The organism is Advenella incenata (assembly GCF_004217095.1).
GTDB classification, from domain to species: Bacteria; Pseudomonadota; Gammaproteobacteria; order Burkholderiales; family Burkholderiaceae_B; genus Advenella; species Advenella incenata.
In genome coordinates this window covers 548,039-567,045 of record NZ_SHKO01000003.1, presented here as the reverse complement: position 1 = coordinate 567,045, position 19,007 = coordinate 548,039, and the positions used below count along the sequence as shown (strand labels likewise).

The window sequence follows — 19,007 nt, the reverse complement described above, 5'->3', positions numbered from 1 at the left end:
TCACCTGCCGGAAACAAGAAGACACGACCTTGCTGGCAGTCGTGCCGGTCAGATCAGTCAGTCCAGATGTTCCAGGCGGATACGCGTAATGGACGAATGCACGAAAGGCATGGCTTCAATGGTCTTGATCGCCGTATTGACGTCGCCTTCGCGGGACTCGTGTGTCAGGAAAATAATGATGGCGCGGTTTTCTCCATCCTGTTCCTGCATCATGGAGTTGATGGAAATCTGATGGTCTGCCAGGATCCGGGTCAGGTCGGCAAGTACGCCGGAACGGTCTTCCACCGACAGGCGCAGATAGTAGCAAGTGCGCACGTCTTCCATATTCAGGATAGGCGTATCTGACAGCGCGCTGGGCTGGAAGGCCAGGTGGGGAACGCGATTACCGGGATCGGACGTATGCAGGCGGGTAACATCGACCAGATCAGCCACTACTGCCGAGGCCGTGGCTTCGGAGCCCGCGCCGGGGCCGTAATACAGCGTGTCGCCTACCGCATCACCATTGACGACCACTGCGTTCATGGCGCCTTCTACATTGGCGATCAGCCGTTTGGTCGGCACCAGAGCCGGGTGCACCCGCAACTCGATACCTTGATCGCGACGTCGCGTGATGCCCAACAGCTTGATGCGATAACCCAACCGTTCGGCATAGACAATATCCTGCTGATCCAGGTCAGTAATACCTTCGATATGCGCCTTGCTGAACTGAATGGGAATACCAAACGCCAGGGAGGCCATCAGCGTCAGTTTATGCGCTGCGTCGATCCCCTTGACATCGCCCGCCGGGTCAGCCTCGGCATAGCCCAGTTGCTGGGCCTGCGCCAGCGCCGTCTCGTAAGGCAGGCCGTGCTCGCGCATTTGCGACAGAATGAAATTCGTGGTCCCGTTGATAATACCGGCCAGCCACTGGATACGGTTGGCCGTCAGGCCTTCGCGAATCGCCTTGATAATCGGGATGCCGCCAGCGACCGCAGCCTCAAACGCCACCATGACGCCTTTTTTGCTGGCCAGGGCAAATATTTCATTGCCATGCAGGGCGAGCAATGCCTTATTGGCCGTGACCACGTGCTTGCCATTTTCAATCGCGGTCAGCACCAGTTCACGGGCCAGCGTGGTGCCGCCGATGAGCTCCACGACAATATCCACTTCGGGATCGGCCACCAGGCCAGCCATATCATTGCTGACCGGCACTTTATCACCGAACACGGCCACCGCTTTGGCAGGCGTACGCGTAGCCACTTTGGACACCACAATCTGGCGTCCGGCGCGCCGTGATATTTCCTCTGCATTGCGCGTCAACACCGCGTAGGTGCCACTGCCTACAACCCCAAAACCTAATAAACCTACCTTCATTGGATTCATTTTTTCAGGAACCCGTCTTTTTTGAACATTTCTTTAATTCCTCTGATTGCCTGGCGCGTACGCTGTTCGTTCTCGATCATGGCAAAACGCACATGATCGTCGCCCAGATCGCCAAAGCCGATACCCGGCGATACGGCCAGCTTGGCATCGGCCAGCAGTTTTTTGGAAAATTCCAGTGATCCCATTGCCTTGTAGGGCTCGGGAATTTCGGCCCAGATGTACATGGCTGCCTTGGGAATTTCAACCATCCAGCCGGCTTCGTGCAGCCCCTTGACCAGCACATCACGGCGATTTTTATAGTGCGCGACCACTTCGGCCACACATTCCTGCGGGCCTTCCAGAGCAGCAATGGATGCCACCTGGATAGGCGTGAACGTCCCATAATCGTGGTAGCTTTTCATGCGGGCCAGCGCATTGACCAGCTCGGCGTTGCCCACCATGAAGCCAACGCGCCAGCCAGCCATATTGTAGCTTTTACTCATGGTAAAAAACTCGACAGCCACATCCTTGGCGCCAGGCACCTGCATGATGGACGGCGGCTGGTAGCCGTCAAAAGTGATGTCGGCATAGGCCAGATCGTGCACCACCAGAATATCGTGCTCTTTGGCCAGCTTGATCACCCGCTCGAAAAACGGCAGATCAACGCATTGCGCCGTGGGATTGCTGGGAAAACCCAGAATAATCATTTTCGGCTTGGGAATGGACTCGCGCACGGCCCGCTCGATTTCCTCGAAGAAATCCAGCCCTTTTTTCATGGGTATGGAGCGGATATTGGCGCCGGCTATGACCGCACCGTATATATGGATGGGATAGCTGGGATTGGGCACCAGCACGGTATCGCCCTTGTCCAGGGTAGCCAGCATCAGGTGGGCCAGCCCTTCCTTGGATCCGATCGTGACAATCGCTTCCCGATCCGGGTCCAGAATGACGTTATAACGGCGTGAATACCAATCTGCAATCGCCTTGCGCAGGCGCGGAATGCCCTTGGATACTGAATAACCGTGGGTATCGGGGCGGATTGTCGCCTCTACCATTTTGTCCACGATATGCTTGGGCGTCGGCCCATCCGGGTTACCCATGGACATGTCGATGATGTCTTCGCCACGACGGCGCGCCGCCATTTTCAGCTCGCCGGTAATGTTGAACACATAGGGAGGGAGCCTTTCTATACGTGGGAAGTTTCTCATGACGGACCTGGAATAAGTGAAGTAACAGATTTAGGGTGAAACCAGTAAATCTAGCCTATATAAGACCGGACGGCAAACGATTTTGCCTATGCACAAAAAAAATTTGCAATGGCCGTGTCATTGCGGTACAAAAAAGATGAGATCAGGACCGTGCCAAACCGGCAACCGCCTGCAGGCATCCCTGGTCCCCTGTCACTGGCGTGCGACCTGCTGCGCCCACGTAGCGCAAAATATCGCAGGACCACTATCACATATATGAAATACAGTTAGAATAAGATAAACGCACAAGGAGTCTTTGTGGAACTGAAAAGAGAACAGCCAACCGCATTAAATACGGTCACCCGCTATGGGGACCACTTCATCGAAGTCAATGAAGTCAAATATACCCATGCCATTGCGTTTCGCCCTGAAGGCCCTGTGCGCCCGTGGAACGTGACCGCTGTCAGCGACATTACAACAGATCAGCTGATACTGGCTGCGGACATCAGAAAGGTTGAAGGCAACGCCATCGATTTTCTGGACGATGCCCCAACCACCAAATTTGAGAACACACCTGAAATTCTGCTCGTGGGTACCGGCTCGCGCCAGCATTTTCTGCCCGCAGCAGTGACCGCACCCCTGCTGGCCGCGCGTGTGGGCATTGAAGCCATGGATTCGAAGGCGGCGGCACGCACCTATAATGTACTGATGGCTGAAGGCCGCAATGTTGCTGTGGCGCTTATGCTCAGCGAAGGAGAATAAAATGACAAGTCCCCCCATCATCGGCAAGAAAGCGCCGGCATTCAAGGCCGAGAGCCAGCTTGGCCCGGTCTCCCTGGCCGCCCTGAAAGGCAAAAACGTCGTGCTGTATTTTTACCCCAAGGACAACACCCCCGGATGCACGACCGAAACCCAGGGATTTCGGGATGCGCTGACCGATTTTGAAAACGAAAACACCGTGATACTGGGCGCCTCGCGCGATTCGCTCAAAAGCCACGAAAATTTTGCCACCAAGCAAAATGTGACCTTTGCCCTGTTGTCCGACCCCGACGAAACGTTGTGTACCCAATTCGACGTTATCAAGATGAAGAACATGTACGGCAAACAGGTCCGCGGGATTGAACGCAGCACATTTCTGATCGATGGCACGGGCAAGCTTGTGCAAGAGTGGCGAAAAGTGAAAGTGCCAGGCCATGTTGATGCCGTCCTTGAAGCAGTGCGCAGCCTGAATGCCGCGCAACAGGATTAGTCCCACCCGGGCCCTGCGGGGTACCCTTTTCCATGGCGCAACCGCCCATGGAACAACAGCCATGTGAGAAACTATCTATGCCACTTCCAAAGCTGCCTGCCAAACCTGCCGACATCCTGGATATGACGGGAATGCCGGTTCCAAAAGCCTCCAGGGAAGACACCGCGACCGCGGCGCCCCGTGGACGCAAGCGCCAGAAGCAGGACCAACCCGGTACGGTAGCAAGCGCCGACGCAGCCAATGCAACCGACTACGCCCAGCAGCATGTAGTGGATACAGCGCCGGCCGGCATCGCCGCGCCAGCTGAGATAACAGAACCGACACAGGACCGTGACGCGGCCAGGGGGGCGGCAACGACTGCACCGCAGGCACGCGAACAGGCCAATTCCAAAGGCCGTCGCACCACCACGGCGCGTCGCACCGACACAGGCGCCGGCGCAGCACCGGCCGGCGGCAAATCTGGCAGTACGCGCGGCGCACCGGTACGGGCGGCGAACACGGCCGGCAGCAATGGCTTGTCCAAACTGTTTGTCCTGGACACCAATGTACTGCTGCATGACCCCACGTCAATCTTCCGCTTCGAAGAGCATGATATTTTCCTGCCCATGATGACGCTCGAAGAGCTGGACCATCACAAGAAAGGCATGACCGAAGTGGCGCGCAACGCACGCCAGGTCAGCCGCTCGCTGGATGCGCTGGTGGCAGAAACTGAAGATATCCTCACGGGCATGCCGCTGGACGCGCTGGGCAACAAGGATGCGACCGGCCGCCTGCTGTTTCAGACGCAGAACATGGAAGGCCGGCTTCCGGTAGACCTGCCCAACGGCAAGGCCGACAATATGATTCTGGGCGTCGTGCAAACCCTGCATCGCGAACAGCCGCAACGCCAGATCGTGCTTGTCTCCAAAGACATCAATATGCGCCTGAAGGCGCGGGCGCTGGGTCTGGAAGCTGAAGACTACCTGAACGATCATTCGCTGGAAGACTCCGACCTGCTGTATGACGGGGCCATGCTGCTGCCGAATAATTTCTGGGCCAAACATGGCAAGGATGTCGAATCCTGGATACAGGGCGGCACAACCTACTACAAGATCAAGGGACCGCTGTGCGCCGATTTCGTGGTCAACCAGTTCGTCTATCTTGAAGGCGACTCGCCGCTGTACGCCCAGGTTCGTGAAGTCAACGGGAAAACAGCCGTGCTGGCCACGTTGCGAGACTATACCCACAAGAAAAACAATGTGTGGGGCGTCACCGCACGCAACCGCGAACAGAACTTCGCGCTCAACCTGCTCATGAATCCGGATATTGACTTTGTCTCGCTGCTGGGCCAGGCCGGCACCGGCAAAACGCTGCTGGCGCTTGCATGCGGGCTGACCCAGGTGCTTGAAACCAAGCGCTATACCGAAATCATCATGACCCGGGTAACTGTGCCGGTGGGTGAAGATATCGGGTTTCTGCCAGGCACCGAAGAAGAGAAGATGCAACCATGGATGGGCGCGCTTGAAGACAATCTGGAGTTTCTCAATACCGGCACCAAGAATGACGGCTCGTCCGGCGAATGGGATCGCAGCGCCAGCAAGGAAGTGGTCAAATCGCATATCAAGATAAAGTCGCTCAACTTCATGCGCGGGCGCACTTTCCTGAACAAATATCTGATTATCGATGAAGCCCAGAACCTGACGCCCAAGCAGATGAAAACACTCATTACCCGGGCGGGCCCGGGCACCAAGATCATTTGCCTTGGCAACATCGCGCAGATTGATACGCCCTACCTGACCGAAGGCAGTTCGGGCCTGACCTACGTCGTGGACCGCTTCAAAGGCTGGCCGCATTCCGGGCATATTACGCTGCAAAAAGGCGAACGTTCACGCCTGGCAGACTATGCCGGAGATGCGCTGTAGCCTTGGCTGACTGATCGTATCGGAAGGCAAAGGCCGGCGACTCCCCTTCATTGAGAGGGCGTCGCCGGCCTTTTTATTTTTAGTAAAAAGAATACATCACCTAAGGTTCAAGGTGATTTTACCTAATGTCCATTTGTTTGCGCCCCAACGTGACCAAGACACCCATCGCCGGTCCATCACATCTATCCACAAGCCAATCAAATCGGGCGCTGCGAGTATATTGCCAGATACCAACGCACGCCATTTGCTGGCGCAAGAGCACGGGATATGCTGCACACTTACACTGGCCACGCGCTTGACCTCGGCAGAATCGAGCGCAGGATTGAGTACAATAGCCGCACCATTCAATCCTTAACGTAGATACGCGCAATGTCCCAGTCCCTGCTTCGCTTCCTGAAAATCGACCGTTTCACCCTGTTGTTGATCGTCGCGGTTATTATTGCATCTGTATTGCCTGCGCATGGCAGGGGCATGCCTGTCGCCGAGCTGGTCACCAACCTGGCCATTGCACTGCTGTTTTTCCTGCACGGTTCGCGCCTGTCGCGCCAGGCGATCATTGCTGGCGCAACCCACTGGCGCCTGCATCTGGTGATTTTTTCCTGCACCTTTATTCTGTTTCCCCTGCTGGGCGTGGCGCTGCGCCCGGTGCTCGAACCCATGCTGACACCGGATCTGTACAAGGGTGTACTCTATCTTTGCGTGTTGCCAGCCACCGTGCAATCGGCTATCGCCTTCACCTCAATCGCGCGCGGCAATATTCCCGCGGCCGTGTGCAGCGCATCCTCGTCCAGCATACTGGGCATTTTCATCACACCCATGCTGGTCAATCTGCTGATTGCCGATAGCAACGCAACAGCAGACTCGCACCAGGCACTGGAAGCTATTTGGCAAATCACTCTGCAGTTGCTGGTGCCCTTTGCTCTGGGCCACTTTAGCCGCCCTTGGACGTCGGGGTTTATCGGCCGGCATGCTTCCCTCATGAAGTTTGTGGATCAGGGCTCCATCCTGCTGGTGGTCTATGTTGCGTTTTCCGAGGCAGTCAATGAAGGCCTCTGGCATGAAACACCGATAGGCGCGCTGGTTGCCGTTGTGGTTGCCAGCGTCCTGCTGCTGGCCATTGTGCTTATTCTGACAGCGCTAATCGGTCGCTTAATAGGCTTTTCGCTCGAAGACCGCATCACACTTGTATTTTGTGGATCGAAAAAGAGTCTGGCCAGCGGCCTGCCCATGGCGCAGGTGCTATTTGCGGGCCAGGCGGTTGGCGCCATTATTCTGCCCCTGATGATATTCCATCAGATCCAGCTGATGGTATGTGCGGTCATTGCAGCCAGGCTGGGTAAGCGACCAGAAGAGATTGCCGTTGATCAGGATGACGAGACCCTGCTCAAAAAACCGACATAACAAAGCGCATAACGCATAACGCATAACGCATAACGCAAAGAGTATGGAAAAACAAAGGGGCAGTGCCGGCAACATGCAGGCCCTGCCCCTTTTGCTTTTTATTCTGCGATAAAACTGTCGCCCGGGCCGGCGTAATTCATAAACTTGGTAAATTCGCCGGCGAACGTCAGCCGGACCGTACCAATGGGGCCCGCACGCTGCTTGCCGATAATGACTTCGGCAGAGCCTTTGTCCTGGCTGTCGGGATGATACACTTCATCACGATAAATAAACAAAATAAGGTCGGCGTCCTGCTCAATCGCACCCGATTCACGCAAGTCACTCATGATGGGCCGCTTGTTGGTGCGTTGCTCCAAGCCCCTATTTAGCTGCGACAGCGCGATAACGGGGCACTCCATCTCCTTGGCCAGGGTTTTGAGCGAGCGGCTGATTTCAGAGATCTCGGCAGTCCGGTTATCATTTTTGGACAAGGCATTGCCCGACATAAGCTGCAAGTAGTCGACCACGATCAGGCCCAGCTTGCCGCACTTGCGCTTTAGCCGGCGCGCGCGCGAGCGCAACACCAGCGGGCTTAGCGCCGGGCTCTCGTCAATGTAGATCTGCGCTTCCTGCAACAATTGCATGGCGTGAGTCAGCTTGGGCCAGTCCTCATCCAGCAACCTGCCGGTACGCATGCGCTGCTGGTCCAACTTGCCGATAGAGCCGATCATCCGGGCCGCCAGCTGCGTGGCTTCCATCTCCATGGAAAATACTGCGACAGGCAAGCCTTCGTCGATCGCTACGTGTTCGGCAATGTTCATGGAAAACGACGTTTTACCCATGGCCGGCCGGCCGGCCACAATAATCAGCTGGCCCGGATGCAAACCGGTGGTTTTGCGATCAAGGTCGACAAAGCCGGTGGGAATGCCTGAGACATCGCCGTGATTGCCATCACCCAGCTCTTCGATCCGCTTCAGGACATCGACCAGCAGATCGCCCACTTCCTTAAATTCACTGCCCGAAGACGAACCCTCGGACACCTTCAGGATACGCGTCTCAGCCTCGTCAAGCAGCTGGCGTGCTTCCTTGCCCCTGGGGTTAAGCGCTTCGGACGCAATTTCGTCGGCAAACGTCACCAGCTTGCGCAGAATCGCCCGTTCGCGAACAATCTCGGCATAGCGAATAATGTTGGCCGCTGACGGTGTGTTGCGCGTCAGCGCATCCAGATAAGCCAATCCGCCGATCTCGTCCGACTTGCTCTCGAGCACCAGCGATTCGTGCACGGTAATGACGTCGGCCGGACGGTCCAGATTGATCAACTTGCAGATATGCTGGAATAACAGGCGGTGATCATGACGATAGAAATCATCTTCATTGAGCAGACCGCTAATATTCTCCAGTTGCGCATTATCGATGAGCAAGCCGCCAAGCACGGATTGTTCGGCCTCAACCGAATGAGGTGGCAGGCGCAGGGAATCCAGTTGAGGATCAGGAGCATTCATGGCAGGGTGAACCGGGAAATTGATAACGTGATGATCTGTGGCTGACAGAAGTGACAGCAAAACAGGATCAAAACGACACAGATAAAGATGTCATTATACGCAGTTAGCCGCCCTGGCGTGAGAGGGAGTCTGTAAAAACAAAGAGCCGGATTAACCGGCTCTTTGGTGTACTGCTACAGCGATAAAAACAAATGGATTAAACCATTTCGCCTACAACATTGACAGTGATGTCAGATACCACGTCAGCGTGCAAATAGACCTGTACGGGATATTCGCCAACCGCTTTGAGGGCGCCGTCAGTCAGGCGAACCTGGCTTTTTTCAACGCCTTCGAAGCCGGCTGCTACCAGGCCAGCCGCGATGTCCATATTGGTTACAGAACCGAACAGACGACCGTCTACACCGGCCTTCTGGCCGATTTGCAATGTGTAACCATTGAGTTTTTCAGCCTGGGCCTGAGCGGCAGCCAGTTTTTCAGCCTGGGCTTTTTCCAGCTCTGCGCGACGGGCTTCGAACTCGGCGATTGCCGCTTGTGTTGCACGACGGGCTTTTTTCTGTGGAATCAGAAAGTTGCGAGCATAGCCGTCCTTTACACGAACCACTTCACCCAGGTTGCCGACATTGACAATTTTCTCGAGAAGAATAACTTGCATGATGGTTTTCCTGATTAGTTGTGGTTATCTGTGTACGGCAACAGAGCCAGAAAGCGCGCGCGCTTGATTGCGGTGTCCAGTTGGCGCTGATAGTGCGCTTTGGTGCCGGTCAGACGTGCAGGAATGATTTTGCCTGTTTCCGTGATGAAATCACGCAGGGTATCGATATCTTTGTAGTCGATCTCTTCGACGCCGGCTGCCGTGAAGCGGCAGAACTTGCGGCGTTTGAACAATGGATTTTGCTGAGGAAACTTACTGCGTTTATCCTTGTTTTTTTTCATGAAAGCCATGATATTGCCTTTTATGTATGCGAGGGCCTGACCCTCTGAATTTCAATAGTGAGCGTACCGCTCAGTCCGTTATGCCAGGATGCCTGGTAACGGCGATGGGTCCGTTGTGTTTGCTCCGCCGGGAAATTGAGCCTGCTGGATATGCAACACCAGCCTGCTTGAATTTTTCCTTGTCGGCGCCAGAAATCCGCGTACGCGCATTTCGGCTCCCAATGGCAATGAGGCCAGCTTCTGTCCCCATTGGCCGATGGCCTTGGCCGGAATCGTCATCTGGACGAGCCGCGGCAGACCGGCTTCAATCACTTCGGACTCATGCGTCAGGATCAGATCCAGCACCGGCAATCCTGCCGGTGTATGCCTGAGGGCGCCCATTTCAAGTATGCGGGCCTGCAGGCTAAGCTGGTTCATATTGATACCTGGCGCAATGCGCCATTAACCTGCGTTTTCCTGTTCTGATGTCTGCTCGGTGGTCGCCTTGCGGGCTTCTTCACGCTCTACAGATTTCATCATCACTGACGCGTCGGTATGAGGCTTGCTGGCCTTGATAACCAGGTGGCGCAGTACGGCGTCGTTGTAACGGAACGCATGCTCAAGCTCATCCAATGCAGCTTGTGAGCATTCGATATTCATGCAGACATAGTGAGCTTTGACCAGTTTCTGAATAGGGTAAGCCAATTGGCGGCGGCCCCAGTCTTCAAGACGGTGTACGGTACCACCGTCAGTTGTTACCGTTGCCTGGTAACGTTCGATCATCGCGGGCACCTGCTCGCTCTGATCCGGGTGAACAATAAACACTACTTCGTAGTGACGCATAGATAACTCCTTGTGGAATGTCCGCAATAGGCCTTTGAATTGACAGCCAGCTGTACATGACAGGCAGCGCAAGACAGAACAGCAGATTGCGGGGGGCAGCCCGCCGGCACTACTGGTTGCGCAATTGGCATACTGGCGGCACTGTCATTGTTTTAATGGGTAAACCAACCAAATCAACGACCAAATGACCACAAACATGCCTGCAACCCCGTACCGGGGCGAGCAAGAAACCGTAGACTATAACACGAAAAAATCAAAAAGACCACCAACGGCGGTCTTTTTTACGAGCCAAGATGCTGATTTACCACTGTTTTTTAGCAAAGCGGCGTTTGCGCCCGGCCAGCTACCGGGCAGGATGTCGCAAATGACGCAAGCACAGGGGAGACCGCGCGCCCTAACCTTCTACCACCGCGTAAGCACTGTGGTTATGGATAGACTCGAAATTCTCGGCCTCAACCCGGTAACTGACAACGCCGGGCAGCTTCTGGAATACCGCAGCGACATCGCGCACCAGGTCTTCGACGAACTTCGGATTGTCATAGGACCTTTCAGTCACATATTTCTCGTCGGTCCGCTTGAGCAACCCCCACAGCTCGCAGGAACCCTGCGCCTCGATACGCCGGATCAGATCGTCCAGCTCATAGTGCTGCTCGGCGATCAGGCTGACGGTGACATGAGAGCGCTGGTTATGCGCACCGTATTCGGAAATCGCCTTGGAGCAGGGACATAGGCTCATGACCGGCACCAGCACGGTCTGCTCGACCACAGCCTGCTGCCCTTGCGCCCTGGCTACCCAGGTTACCTGATAGTCCATCAGGCTTTCCACGCCAGACACCGGCGCCTTCTTATTGATGAAATAAGGAAAGGTTGCCGTAATATCGCCCTTTTCGGCATGCAGCAGCGGCAACATTTCAAGCGCCATGGCACGGAATGTTTCGGCCGTCATGGGCCGATTGCGCCAGGTGTTGAGCAGCGCCATGAAACGGGACATATGCGTGCCCTTTTCGTGCGCCGGCAGCATCACCGTAAACGTCCATTCAGCAATGGTAGCCTGTACCGAGCCGTCGGCCAGTTGCAGCAGCATAGGCTGCTTGACCTGCCGGATACCCACGCGCTGTATGGTGATATGACGTTCATCCAGCGTACTTTGCACATCGGGCATCAGCACCGACGGTTCAATTTGTGAATTCATTTATTCGCTCTATATTTATTTATCAGCCGGCGGCTGCCCGAAACGCCGGGCAATCGCCTGCTCTATTCCTGCTGCATCCAGTCCGACACCGGCCAGAAGACCCGCCTGGTCGCCATGATCGATAAAAACATCCGGCAACCCCAACTGCAGCAGGTCGCAACACAGGCCGTTGGCATGCATCAGCTCAGCCACCGCACTGCCGGCGCCACCCATGATGGCGCCCTCTTCCACGGTAACCAGTTGCTGGTGAGACTGCATCAACGCCAGCAGCAATGTTTCATCCAGTGGTTTGACAAACCGCATATCCACCAGCGTTGCATTGAGTTTTTCCGCAACAGGCATAGCAGCGTGCAATAACGTACCAAAAGCCAAAATCGCCAGCTTTTCGCCCTTGCGTCGCACCACGGCCTTGCCCAGCTCAACCACATCCAAAGCGCTGGTCACTTGTGCACCGGCCCCGCTGCCTCGCGGATACCTGACAGAGGCCGGACCAGGATGCTCATAACAGGTAGACAGCAGCAAGCGGGTTTCGTTCTCATCAGAAGGCGTGGCAATAACCATATTGGGTACACATCGCAAAAATGCAATATCGTAATTGCCGGCGTGTGTCGCCCCGTCAGCGCCCACCAGCCCCGCGCGGTCCAGCGCAAAGGTAACATCCAGATTCTGCAGGGCCACGTCGTGAATGAACTGGTCATAGCCACGCTGCAGGAATGTCGAATAAATCGCCAGCACCGGCTTGAGTCCTTCACAGGCAATGCCTGCGGCGAACGTGACTGAATGCTGCTCGGCAATGCCGACATCAAAATACCGTTGTGGAAATTGCTTTTCAAACTGGACCAGCCCGCTGCCCTCGCGCATCGCGGGAGTGATCCCGATCAGGCGCGAATCCTGCTGCGCCATATCGCAAAGCCAGGTGCCAAAGACCTGGGTAAACGTCTGCTTGCCCGGCTTGGCCGGTTTCTGAATACCCAGCTCGGGATCAAACTTGCCGGGTCCGTGATATAGCACAGGATCGGCTTCAGCCAGCTTATAGCCCTGACCTTTTTTGGTTATAACATGCAGAAACTGCAAGCCACCCAATTCCCTTAAGTTCTGAAGGGTTGGAACCAGCGAGTCCATATCATGACCATCGATGGGGCCCACATAATTGAATCCCAGCTCCTCAAACAGCGTAGCCGGGCTGATCATGCCCTTGGCATGCCCTTTGACGCGCCGAGCGATGTCCAGCATGGGTGCGGGCATATGCTCAAGCACGGCACGTCCGACATTCTTGGCGTCGCGATACAGCCCGCCGGACAACAGTCGCGCCAGATAGCGGTTAAGCGCGCCGACCGGCGGCGAAATAGACATATCGTTGTCGTTCAGGATCACCAGCACATTCACGCCTGGCGTAACGCCCGCATTGTTCAGCGCCTCGAAAGCCATGCCGGCCGTCATGGAGCCGTCGCCGATCACCGCGATATGCTGCCGGTCGATATTCTGGTTCCTGGACGCCACAGCCATACCCAGCACTGCCGATATCGACGTTGACGAATGGGCGGTGCCGAACGCGTCATATTCTGACTCGCTGCGTCGCGGAAAGCCAGAGATCCCGCCATGCTGGCGCAGCCCCGGCATATCCCCGCGCCTGCCGGTCAGGATTTTGTGCGGATAGGATTGATGACCGACATCCCAGACAACGCGATCATGCGGCGTATTGAAAACATGATGAATGGCCAGCGTAAGCTCTACAGTGCCCAGATTGGATGACAAATGGCCGCCCGTGCGCGATACCGACTCCAGGATGAAGGCACGCAGCTCTGTGGCCGCCATCTTCAGTTGATGCTGGCTGAGTTTTCGTACATCGGCGGGTGAATCAAGTGTATCTAGTAACTTTGTCATGAAATCGTCTTGGGTGCCCGGCGCTGCAGATGCGCAACAGCCAGGCAGAATGAATCACGGATTGACATCAAAAGACTGTCAGGATTTTCGATGAATAATCAGGTCTGCCAGTTCCCGCAGTCGGCAGGCCGGCTCACCGAGCGGCTTGATGGCATCCAGGGCAGCTTCATGCAACTGCTGCGCAAAGTCTCTGGATTGCGCCAGCCCCATCACCGAGACATACGTGGGTTTGTTATCCGCCGCATCCTTGCCCGGCGTTTTACCCAGCGCCTGGGCATCGGCAGTCACATCAAGAATGTCGTCCACAACCTGGAACGCCAGGCCGATGGCCGAACCATAATTTTCCAGCGCCATACGAATATCCGAATTGGCAGCGGTCACAATCGCCCCCAGTTGTACGCTGGCTTCGATTAATGCCCCGGTTTTAAGCCGGTGCATAAATTGCAGCTGCTCGGGATCAAGACGCGTGTTGACGCTGGCCAGATCAATAGCCTGCCCCCCCACCATGCCCTGGCTGCCGGCAGCCTGCGCCAGCACATTGACCGCCTGAACCACAAGCGCGGGCGCTACCGACATTTGCGCCAGTTGCGCAAAGGCCAGCGGCTGCAGCGCGTCGCCGGCCAGCATGGCGGTTGCCTCGTCAAACTGAACATGCACGGTAGGCTTGCCGCGTCGCAGGACATCATCATCCATACAGGGAAGATCGTCGTGGATCAGCGAATAGGCGTGGATCAGTTCAACGGCAACTGCGGCGCGCGACAGCGTGTGCTCCAGCGCAGATGGTAATGCGCTTTGCTGCGCGCTTGCCTGCCCGGCCGCATACACCAGCGCCGCGCGCAGGCGTTTGCCTGCGCCAAGCGCAGCATACCGCATGGCCTGGTGCAGCTTTGCCGGTATTTCATCGGCTGGGGGCAGCGCTTTGTCCAGCGATCCTTCAATCTTTTCAATGCAGGCCGGCAACCAGTCCTGGAACGATACAACCATGGCGTTCATGATTCGGACGATCCTGTCTCACCCATGGGAACCAGCATATTATTGCGCAGCACACTGATCTGCTGTTCAGCAGCATCCAGCTTGTCCTGACACACGCGCGCCAGCCGAACACCCCGTTCGTAGGCAGCAATGGAAGCCTCCAGCGACATGCTGTTATCTTCCATTTGCGTCACAATCGATTCGAGCTCGCCCAGCGCCGCTTCGAACTGATCGGGCAATGCCACAGTGTCGGTTTTTGCATTCTCAGTCAAAACCAATCTCCAATGCTTTCAGTTGTGCAATTTGCTCATTGTACGAAATCGGCGGGTGCTTCGGTTGCAGATTTGCCTCTTTTGCCGCAAAGTCAATCCACCCCGCCCCAGAGCCCGATTCCGGCCCCATTACCCAGGCCTGACAGTCTTGACTAAGGTATTGATTTTCTTTACAATTACCCTCCTTTTAATTTTTTTGACACTTTATGCCGGCTCATGACCCTTGGTGAGGCGGCATTTGTTTTCATCGGGGGGCATCTCATGTCTGATATTGCCAAACTGGCACATGTATCACCGGCGACGACGCAATTGCCAGTCGACGTCTACTTTAACGACGATATCTTTAAAAAGGAGCAGGCCCGCATCTTCGATGCCTCGGCGCTGTATGTCGGACATGAAAAACTGGTGCCCGAATCCGGAGACTGGCGCACACTGGCGCATGAGCAAGCAGGGCGCGTGCTGGTGCGCAACGGCGACAATATCAGTCTGATGTCAAATGTCTGTCGCCACAGACAGGCCATCATGCTGGGTGGCCAGGCGGGCGACGTGACCAGCGCAACCAATAACCATGGCAACCTGCGCAACTCCGGCGGCAATATTGTCTGTCCGCTACATCGCTGGACCTACGACAATCAAGGCACCCTGCTTGGCGCGCCGCAATTTGACAGCAATCCCTGCAAGAACCTGCAGCAGTTTCCAATACAGAACTGCAACGGCCTGCTGTTCGAAGGCCCGCGCAATCCGGCTGCTGACATGGCGCCGCTGTTTGCGCGCCCCGAATTTGATTTTTCCGACTATGTATTTGACCGCGCCATCGTGCACGAGTGCAACTACAACTGGAAAACATTTATCGAAGTCTATCTCGAAGATTATCATGTGGCCCCCTTCCATCCCGGCCTGGGCAGCTTTGTCACGTGTGACGACCTCACCTGGGATTTTGCGGAAACTTTCAGCCTGCAGCGTGTCGGCGTGCACCAGGCGCTGGCCAATCCAGGCTCCGAGGTCTACAGGAAGTGGCACGATGAGTTGCTCAAGTTCCGCCAGGGCGAAACGCCCGACTTCGGCGCCATGTGGGTGACCTATTTCCCAACTCATATGATTGAGCTCTACCCGCACGTATTGGTGTTGTCCACGCTCTATCCGGTCAGCCCGCAAAAAACCGTCAATCTGGTTGAGTTTTACTATCCCGAGGAAATTGCCATGTTCGAGCGCGACTTCATACAGGCTCAGCAAGCCGCCTATATGGAAACGGCGATCGAAGACGATGAAATTGCCGAACGCATGGACGCCGGCCGCCAGGCGCTGTACAAACGCGGCACGTCTGAAACCGGCCCATATCAATCCCCCATGGAAGACGGCATGCAACATTTTCACGAGTGGTATAACAAGCTGATGGCCTGATCGGCGTCATCCCGCCTGGCTGCGCGCCTCCTCTGATAAGGATGTGCGCACCAGGCACCCGGTTTTATGGGCACCTATATGGGTGCCCTTTCTTTAGACGCTCTTTCTTTAGGCCCCTTCTTTCGGCCTCTTTCTTTATTAGCGCCCAATTTGTGAATGCCACTTTCACGGTTGCCGGTTTCACGAGTGCAGATTTCATGGGGCCTGTGATTGTCCGCCCATGCTCTCACGCATTACCCTTTGGCCATATCAGGAGGTCGTTTTGACCACCTGGGATTTCTTTTGTCTGTCGGCCAGCGCCAGCGTGCGCCAAGCCGAGAGCAGGCCCGCAAGGATCACCATGCCCATACCCAGCCAGGCCAGTACGTCCGGCGCATTGCTCCATACCAGGATGCCAATGCCCGCCGAAAAGATAATGGTAGTGTATTGCAGCGCCGCCGAGAGCAGCGGCGAGCCCGAACCGAAGGCCCGCGTGAGCGCCAGCTGGCCGAACAAGCCGGATAAGCCGACCACCAGCAAGGCAACCCAGGCCACCAGATCAGGCTGACCAATGCCATGGGCCTTGATACCTATTAAACTGGTGCTGGTAACAAAAATCGAAAAATACAAGACGGTCAGCCAGATGGGCTCACCAATGGAACCCAGCTGGCGCACCTGCATCATGGCCACGGCGCCGCAAGCGCCGGCCAGCAAGCCAAGCGCGCAGGCAAACCACTGATCTTCGGTGATGCTGGGACGCAAAATCAGCAGCACGCCGGCAAACCCAATGCCCACGGCAAGCGTACGCACAATATCATTGCTCGCCCTGCCCGACAACAGTAAGAAGCCCGCAATGAACAGGGGCGAGGTGTAATTCAGACTGGTGCTGGTGGCCAATGGCAACATGGTGTACCCATAAAATGCCATCCACATGGCGCCCACGCCAAACACGTTGCGTATCAGGTGCAGGCGTATACTTTTGGGTTTAAGGGATTTGTGGGTGGAGACGGCCCAGATGACCAGCAACACGACCGAAGGCAACCCTCGGAACAGAATCACCAGTGACAACGACGCGGCATGTTCGGATGCCAGTTTGACTGATGCTCCCATGATGGCAAACATGAGAGAAGCCACTAACATCCACAGTGCCTGCATGCTAAATCCGGAAATGACTTGAAAATAAAATAACATTCTACTGCGAACAACACTGTAAAAGGACGACATTGCCCTTATATAATTGATCTGACCTGATTCAGTTATTTTTAAGCTCCAGATGGCAAACTTATTCGGACTCGAAATATGTCATCCGGGTTGATCCCTTCCTACAAGGACCTGCTGCATGAAACGCATTATTCTTTTTCTTATGACCAACCTGGCTGTCATGGTAGTGTTGGGCATTACGCTGAACCTGCTGGGCGTGAACCGCTATATGGACGCAAACGGCATCAATATGGGTCAGCTACTGGTATTTTCTGCCGTGGTCGGCTTCGTTGGCGCCTTCATTTCCCTGCTAATGAGCAAACCGATGGCCAAATGGACCATGGGGCTGAAGATGATTGATCCGGCCGCGCCCGGCAACCAGAGAGAACTGTGGCTGGTCGATACCGTTCATCAGCTGGCTGATCGCGCCGGCATTGGTCACCCTGAAGTGGCTATCTATGAGGGCGAGCCCAATGCGTTTGCCACGGGCGCCTTCAAGAACGACTCGCTGGTGGCGGTATCTACCGGCCTGCTCGATGGCATGACCGAAGAAGAAGTAACCGCGGTCCTTGGTCACGAAGTGGCGCACATTGCCAATGGGGATATGGTCACCCTGACCCTGATCCAGGGCGTGGTCAATACCTTTGTCGTTTTCCTGGCCCGCGTGGTCGGGTATTTCATTGACCGCACGGTTTTCCGAAATGAACGCGGCGTCGGCCCCGGTTACTACATTACCGTACTGGTCTGTGAGATCGTGTTCGGGGTGCTGGCGTCCATTATCGTGGCGTGGTTCTCACGTCAGCGCGAATATCGCGCTGACGCAGGTTCAGCACAAATGCTCGGTTCCGCCTCGCCCATGATCAATGCGCTGGCCAGACTGGGCGGCCTGCCCCCCGGCGAATTGCCCAAGCAGTTCGAGTCCTCCGGCATCAGCGGCGGGGCAGGTATAGCCGCGCTGTTTTCCACCCACCCACCTATCGAGCACCGCATCAACGCACTGCGCGCGCGCATCGTCCAGTCCTGATCTACCGGGCTCTGGCAGAAACTAAAAGGCCGGCATAAACCGCCGGCGGTATTAATTGATCTTTTCTGCCAGCGCCCGCCATTTCTCTATCTCCTGCGTCACGGACGCTGCTGCCCTCCAATTCAAACTCAACGCTTTGTCAGCCAGATACGCAAGCCAAGTGCAATAAATGCCAGACCAACCACGCGGTCGATCCAGACTTTGACGGTTTGATTCCGCGAGACCGCCCCTGCCGCACTTGCCGCCAGCCATGCAAACGTGGCGTCGCAGACAAAGCCGATCACCGCATAGGCCAACCCCAGCAACAAGAAGGAGACCGCCTGGTTGTCTCCGCCCACAGTGACAAACTGGGGAAAGAATGCGATAAAAAACAGCAGCACTTTAGGATTGGTAATGGTTGTCAGAAAGCCGCGCAGCAACAGCGAGTGTGTATTGGCTACTGGCAACGCGATCGGGGCCTGCGATGCCTTGCTGCGCTGCAGGCTGCCCAGCAACATTTTCAAGCCGAGCCAGATCAGATAGGCGGCGCCCAGAAACTTGACGATGGTAAACAGCAATGGCGATGCCGCCAGTAGCGCGGTCAGACCCACGGCGCTGGCAACCGTATGCGTGCAGCTGCCAATGGCAACTCCCGCAGCAGAAATGACCCCGGCGCGCCGACCGTTGCCAAGGCTTTGCCCGACCACGTATGCCAGATCCGGCCCTGGCGTAATCGAAAGCGCAAATGCGGAAGCCGCAAATAGCGGAAAGTGGACAATATCAAGCATG

At 55.9% G+C, this 19,007-nt stretch carries 19 protein-coding genes; 6 read left to right on the top strand and 13 right to left on the bottom strand.

The annotated features are described in order from the left end of the window. Positions 1 to 57: 57 nt before the first annotated feature. Together EV681_RS18785 and alaC are read right to left on the bottom strand one after the other, a co-directional pair. The gene (locus tag EV681_RS18785; protein WP_130304837.1) at positions 58 to 1,362 is read right to left on the bottom strand and encodes a homoserine dehydrogenase; all 1,305 of its coding nucleotides are present in this window, start codon (positions 1,360 to 1,362) and stop codon (positions 58 to 60) included. After that, entirely contained in the window at positions 1,359 to 2,549 is a 1,191-nt protein-coding gene (gene alaC / locus EV681_RS18780; protein WP_128394619.1) for an alanine transaminase, read from the bottom strand. The genes EV681_RS18785 and alaC overlap by 4 nt, the downstream gene beginning before the upstream one ends. Positions 2,550 to 2,846: 297 nt before the next feature. Between alaC and EV681_RS18775 the strand changes: the two genes are divergently transcribed. The 4 genes from EV681_RS18775 to EV681_RS18760 all read left to right on the top strand — a co-directional run bounded on the left by EV681_RS18775 (position 2,847) and on the right by EV681_RS18760 (position 7,079). Beyond that, a complete protein-coding gene (locus EV681_RS18775; protein WP_128394620.1) occupies positions 2,847 to 3,290 on the top strand; it encodes an Mth938-like domain-containing protein in 444 nt (147 codons plus the stop codon). Position 3,291: 1 nt separating this feature from the next. Then, the gene (locus tag EV681_RS18770) at positions 3,292 to 3,777 is read left to right on the top strand and encodes a peroxiredoxin (protein WP_128394621.1); all 486 of its coding nucleotides are present in this window, start codon (positions 3,292 to 3,294) and stop codon (positions 3,775 to 3,777) included. Positions 3,778 to 3,854: 77 nt separating this feature from the next. Continuing rightward, complete coding sequence (locus tag EV681_RS18765; protein WP_207227105.1) at positions 3,855 to 5,678, top strand: PhoH family protein; 1,824 nt, start codon at positions 3,855 to 3,857, stop codon at positions 5,676 to 5,678. Positions 5,679 to 6,047: 369 nt separating this feature from the next. Next, on the top strand, positions 6,048 to 7,079 hold the full coding sequence (locus EV681_RS18760) for a bile acid:sodium symporter family protein (protein WP_130304836.1): 1,032 nt from the start codon (positions 6,048 to 6,050) through the stop codon (positions 7,077 to 7,079). A 98-nt stretch (positions 7,080 to 7,177) separates the two neighbouring features. On the opposite strand, the gene dnaB is transcribed toward EV681_RS18760, so the two are convergent. From dnaB to xseB, 9 genes are all read right to left on the bottom strand, one after another. After that, positions 7,178 to 8,560 (bottom strand): replicative DNA helicase, encoded by a 1,383-nt coding sequence (dnaB, locus tag EV681_RS18755; RefSeq protein WP_128394623.1) that lies wholly within the window; start codon positions 8,558 to 8,560, stop codon positions 7,178 to 7,180. 196 nt (positions 8,561 to 8,756) lie between these two features. Further along, the gene (rplI, locus tag EV681_RS18750; RefSeq protein WP_128394624.1) at positions 8,757 to 9,212 is read right to left on the bottom strand and encodes a 50S ribosomal protein L9; all 456 of its coding nucleotides are present in this window, start codon (positions 9,210 to 9,212) and stop codon (positions 8,757 to 8,759) included. A gap of 14 nt (positions 9,213 to 9,226) precedes the next feature. Continuing rightward, positions 9,227 to 9,502, bottom strand: coding sequence for a 30S ribosomal protein S18 (rpsR, locus tag EV681_RS18745; RefSeq protein ID WP_128394625.1), 276 nt, complete (start codon positions 9,500 to 9,502; stop codon positions 9,227 to 9,229). A 69-nt stretch (positions 9,503 to 9,571) separates the two neighbouring features. Further along, positions 9,572 to 9,910, bottom strand: coding sequence for a primosomal replication protein N (gene priB / locus EV681_RS18740; RefSeq protein ID WP_128394626.1), 339 nt, complete (start codon positions 9,908 to 9,910; stop codon positions 9,572 to 9,574). 24 nt (positions 9,911 to 9,934) lie between these two features. Then, positions 9,935 to 10,315 carry a 30S ribosomal protein S6 gene (gene rpsF / locus EV681_RS18735; RefSeq protein ID WP_128394627.1) on the bottom strand — a complete coding sequence of 127 codons (381 nt, stop codon included), beginning with the start codon at positions 10,313 to 10,315 and terminating at the stop codon, positions 9,935 to 9,937. A gap of 394 nt (positions 10,316 to 10,709) precedes the next feature. Further along, positions 10,710 to 11,507 carry a GTP cyclohydrolase FolE2 gene (gene folE2, locus EV681_RS18730; protein ID WP_128394628.1) on the bottom strand — a complete coding sequence of 266 codons (798 nt, stop codon included), beginning with the start codon at positions 11,505 to 11,507 and terminating at the stop codon, positions 10,710 to 10,712. A 15-nt stretch (positions 11,508 to 11,522) separates the two neighbouring features. Continuing rightward, a complete protein-coding gene (gene dxs / locus EV681_RS18725; RefSeq protein WP_130304835.1) occupies positions 11,523 to 13,391 on the bottom strand; it encodes a 1-deoxy-D-xylulose-5-phosphate synthase in 1,869 nt (622 codons plus the stop codon). Between the two features lie 78 nt (positions 13,392 to 13,469). Continuing rightward, a complete protein-coding gene (locus EV681_RS18720) occupies positions 13,470 to 14,384 on the bottom strand; it encodes a polyprenyl synthetase family protein (protein WP_130304834.1) in 915 nt (304 codons plus the stop codon). Next, positions 14,381 to 14,635 (bottom strand): exodeoxyribonuclease VII small subunit, encoded by a 255-nt coding sequence (gene xseB, locus EV681_RS18715; RefSeq protein ID WP_128394631.1) that lies wholly within the window; start codon positions 14,633 to 14,635, stop codon positions 14,381 to 14,383. The genes EV681_RS18720 and xseB overlap by 4 nt, the downstream gene beginning before the upstream one ends. A 261-nt stretch (positions 14,636 to 14,896) precedes the next feature. Here xseB and EV681_RS18710 point away from each other — a divergent pair, with 261 nt between their 5' ends. Continuing rightward, positions 14,897 to 16,036 carry an aromatic ring-hydroxylating oxygenase subunit alpha gene (locus EV681_RS18710; protein ID WP_128394632.1) on the top strand — a complete coding sequence of 380 codons (1,140 nt, stop codon included), beginning with the start codon at positions 14,897 to 14,899 and terminating at the stop codon, positions 16,034 to 16,036. Between the two features lie 249 nt (positions 16,037 to 16,285). Here the strand turns inward: EV681_RS18710 and EV681_RS18705 are convergent, their stop codons facing one another. After that, the gene (locus EV681_RS18705; protein WP_165393120.1) at positions 16,286 to 17,170 is read right to left on the bottom strand and encodes a DMT family transporter; all 885 of its coding nucleotides are present in this window, start codon (positions 17,168 to 17,170) and stop codon (positions 16,286 to 16,288) included. Positions 17,171 to 17,354: 184 nt separating this feature from the next. On the opposite strand from EV681_RS18705, the gene htpX reads away from it, so the two are divergent. Then, entirely contained in the window at positions 17,355 to 18,239 is an 885-nt protein-coding gene (gene htpX, locus EV681_RS18700) for a protease HtpX (protein ID WP_128394634.1), read from the top strand. A gap of 128 nt (positions 18,240 to 18,367) precedes the next feature. Here htpX and EV681_RS18695 read toward each other — a convergent pair whose 3' ends face one another. Then, positions 18,368 to 19,006, bottom strand: coding sequence for a LysE family translocator (locus tag EV681_RS18695; protein WP_130304833.1), 639 nt, complete (start codon positions 19,004 to 19,006; stop codon positions 18,368 to 18,370). Position 19,007 lies beyond the last annotated feature (1 nt).

What these genes read in the sequence shown, in the direction of transcription:
- EV681_RS18785 (WP_130304837.1), bottom strand. Translation starts at nt 1,362, where the DNA reads ATGAATCCAATGAAGGTAGGTTTATTAGGTTTTGGGGTTGTAGGCAGT.
- alaC (WP_128394619.1), bottom strand. Translation starts at nt 2,549, where the DNA reads ATGAGAAACTTCCCACGTATAGAAAGGCTCCCTCCCTATGTGTTCAAC.
- EV681_RS18770 (WP_128394621.1), top strand. Translation starts at nt 3,292, where the DNA reads ATGACAAGTCCCCCCATCATCGGCAAGAAAGCGCCGGCATTCAAGGCC.
- EV681_RS18765 (WP_207227105.1), top strand. Translation starts at nt 3,855, where the DNA reads ATGCCACTTCCAAAGCTGCCTGCCAAACCTGCCGACATCCTGGATATG.
- EV681_RS18760 (WP_130304836.1), top strand. Translation starts at nt 6,048, where the DNA reads ATGTCCCAGTCCCTGCTTCGCTTCCTGAAAATCGACCGTTTCACCCTG.
- dnaB (WP_128394623.1), bottom strand. Translation starts at nt 8,560, where the DNA reads ATGAATGCTCCTGATCCTCAACTGGATTCCCTGCGCCTGCCACCTCAT.
- rplI (WP_128394624.1), bottom strand. Translation starts at nt 9,212, where the DNA reads ATGCAAGTTATTCTTCTCGAGAAAATTGTCAATGTCGGCAACCTGGGT.
- rpsR (WP_128394625.1), bottom strand. Translation starts at nt 9,502, where the DNA reads ATGGCTTTCATGAAAAAAAACAAGGATAAACGCAGTAAGTTTCCTCAG.
- priB (WP_128394626.1), bottom strand. Translation starts at nt 9,910, where the DNA reads ATGAACCAGCTTAGCCTGCAGGCCCGCATACTTGAAATGGGCGCCCTC.
- rpsF (WP_128394627.1), bottom strand. Translation starts at nt 10,315, where the DNA reads ATGCGTCACTACGAAGTAGTGTTTATTGTTCACCCGGATCAGAGCGAG.
- folE2 (WP_128394628.1), bottom strand. Translation starts at nt 11,507, where the DNA reads ATGAATTCACAAATTGAACCGTCGGTGCTGATGCCCGATGTGCAAAGT.
- dxs (WP_130304835.1), bottom strand. Translation starts at nt 13,391, where the DNA reads ATGACAAAGTTACTAGATACACTTGATTCACCCGCCGATGTACGAAAA.
- EV681_RS18720 (WP_130304834.1), bottom strand. Translation starts at nt 14,384, where the DNA reads ATGAACGCCATGGTTGTATCGTTCCAGGACTGGTTGCCGGCCTGCATT.
- EV681_RS18710 (WP_128394632.1), top strand. Translation starts at nt 14,897, where the DNA reads ATGTCTGATATTGCCAAACTGGCACATGTATCACCGGCGACGACGCAA.
- EV681_RS18705 (WP_165393120.1), bottom strand. Translation starts at nt 17,170, where the DNA reads ATGCAGGCACTGTGGATGTTAGTGGCTTCTCTCATGTTTGCCATCATG.
- htpX (WP_128394634.1), top strand. Translation starts at nt 17,355, where the DNA reads ATGAAACGCATTATTCTTTTTCTTATGACCAACCTGGCTGTCATGGTA.
- EV681_RS18695 (WP_130304833.1), bottom strand. Translation starts at nt 19,006, where the DNA reads ATGCTTGATATTGTCCACTTTCCGCTATTTGCGGCTTCCGCATTTGCG.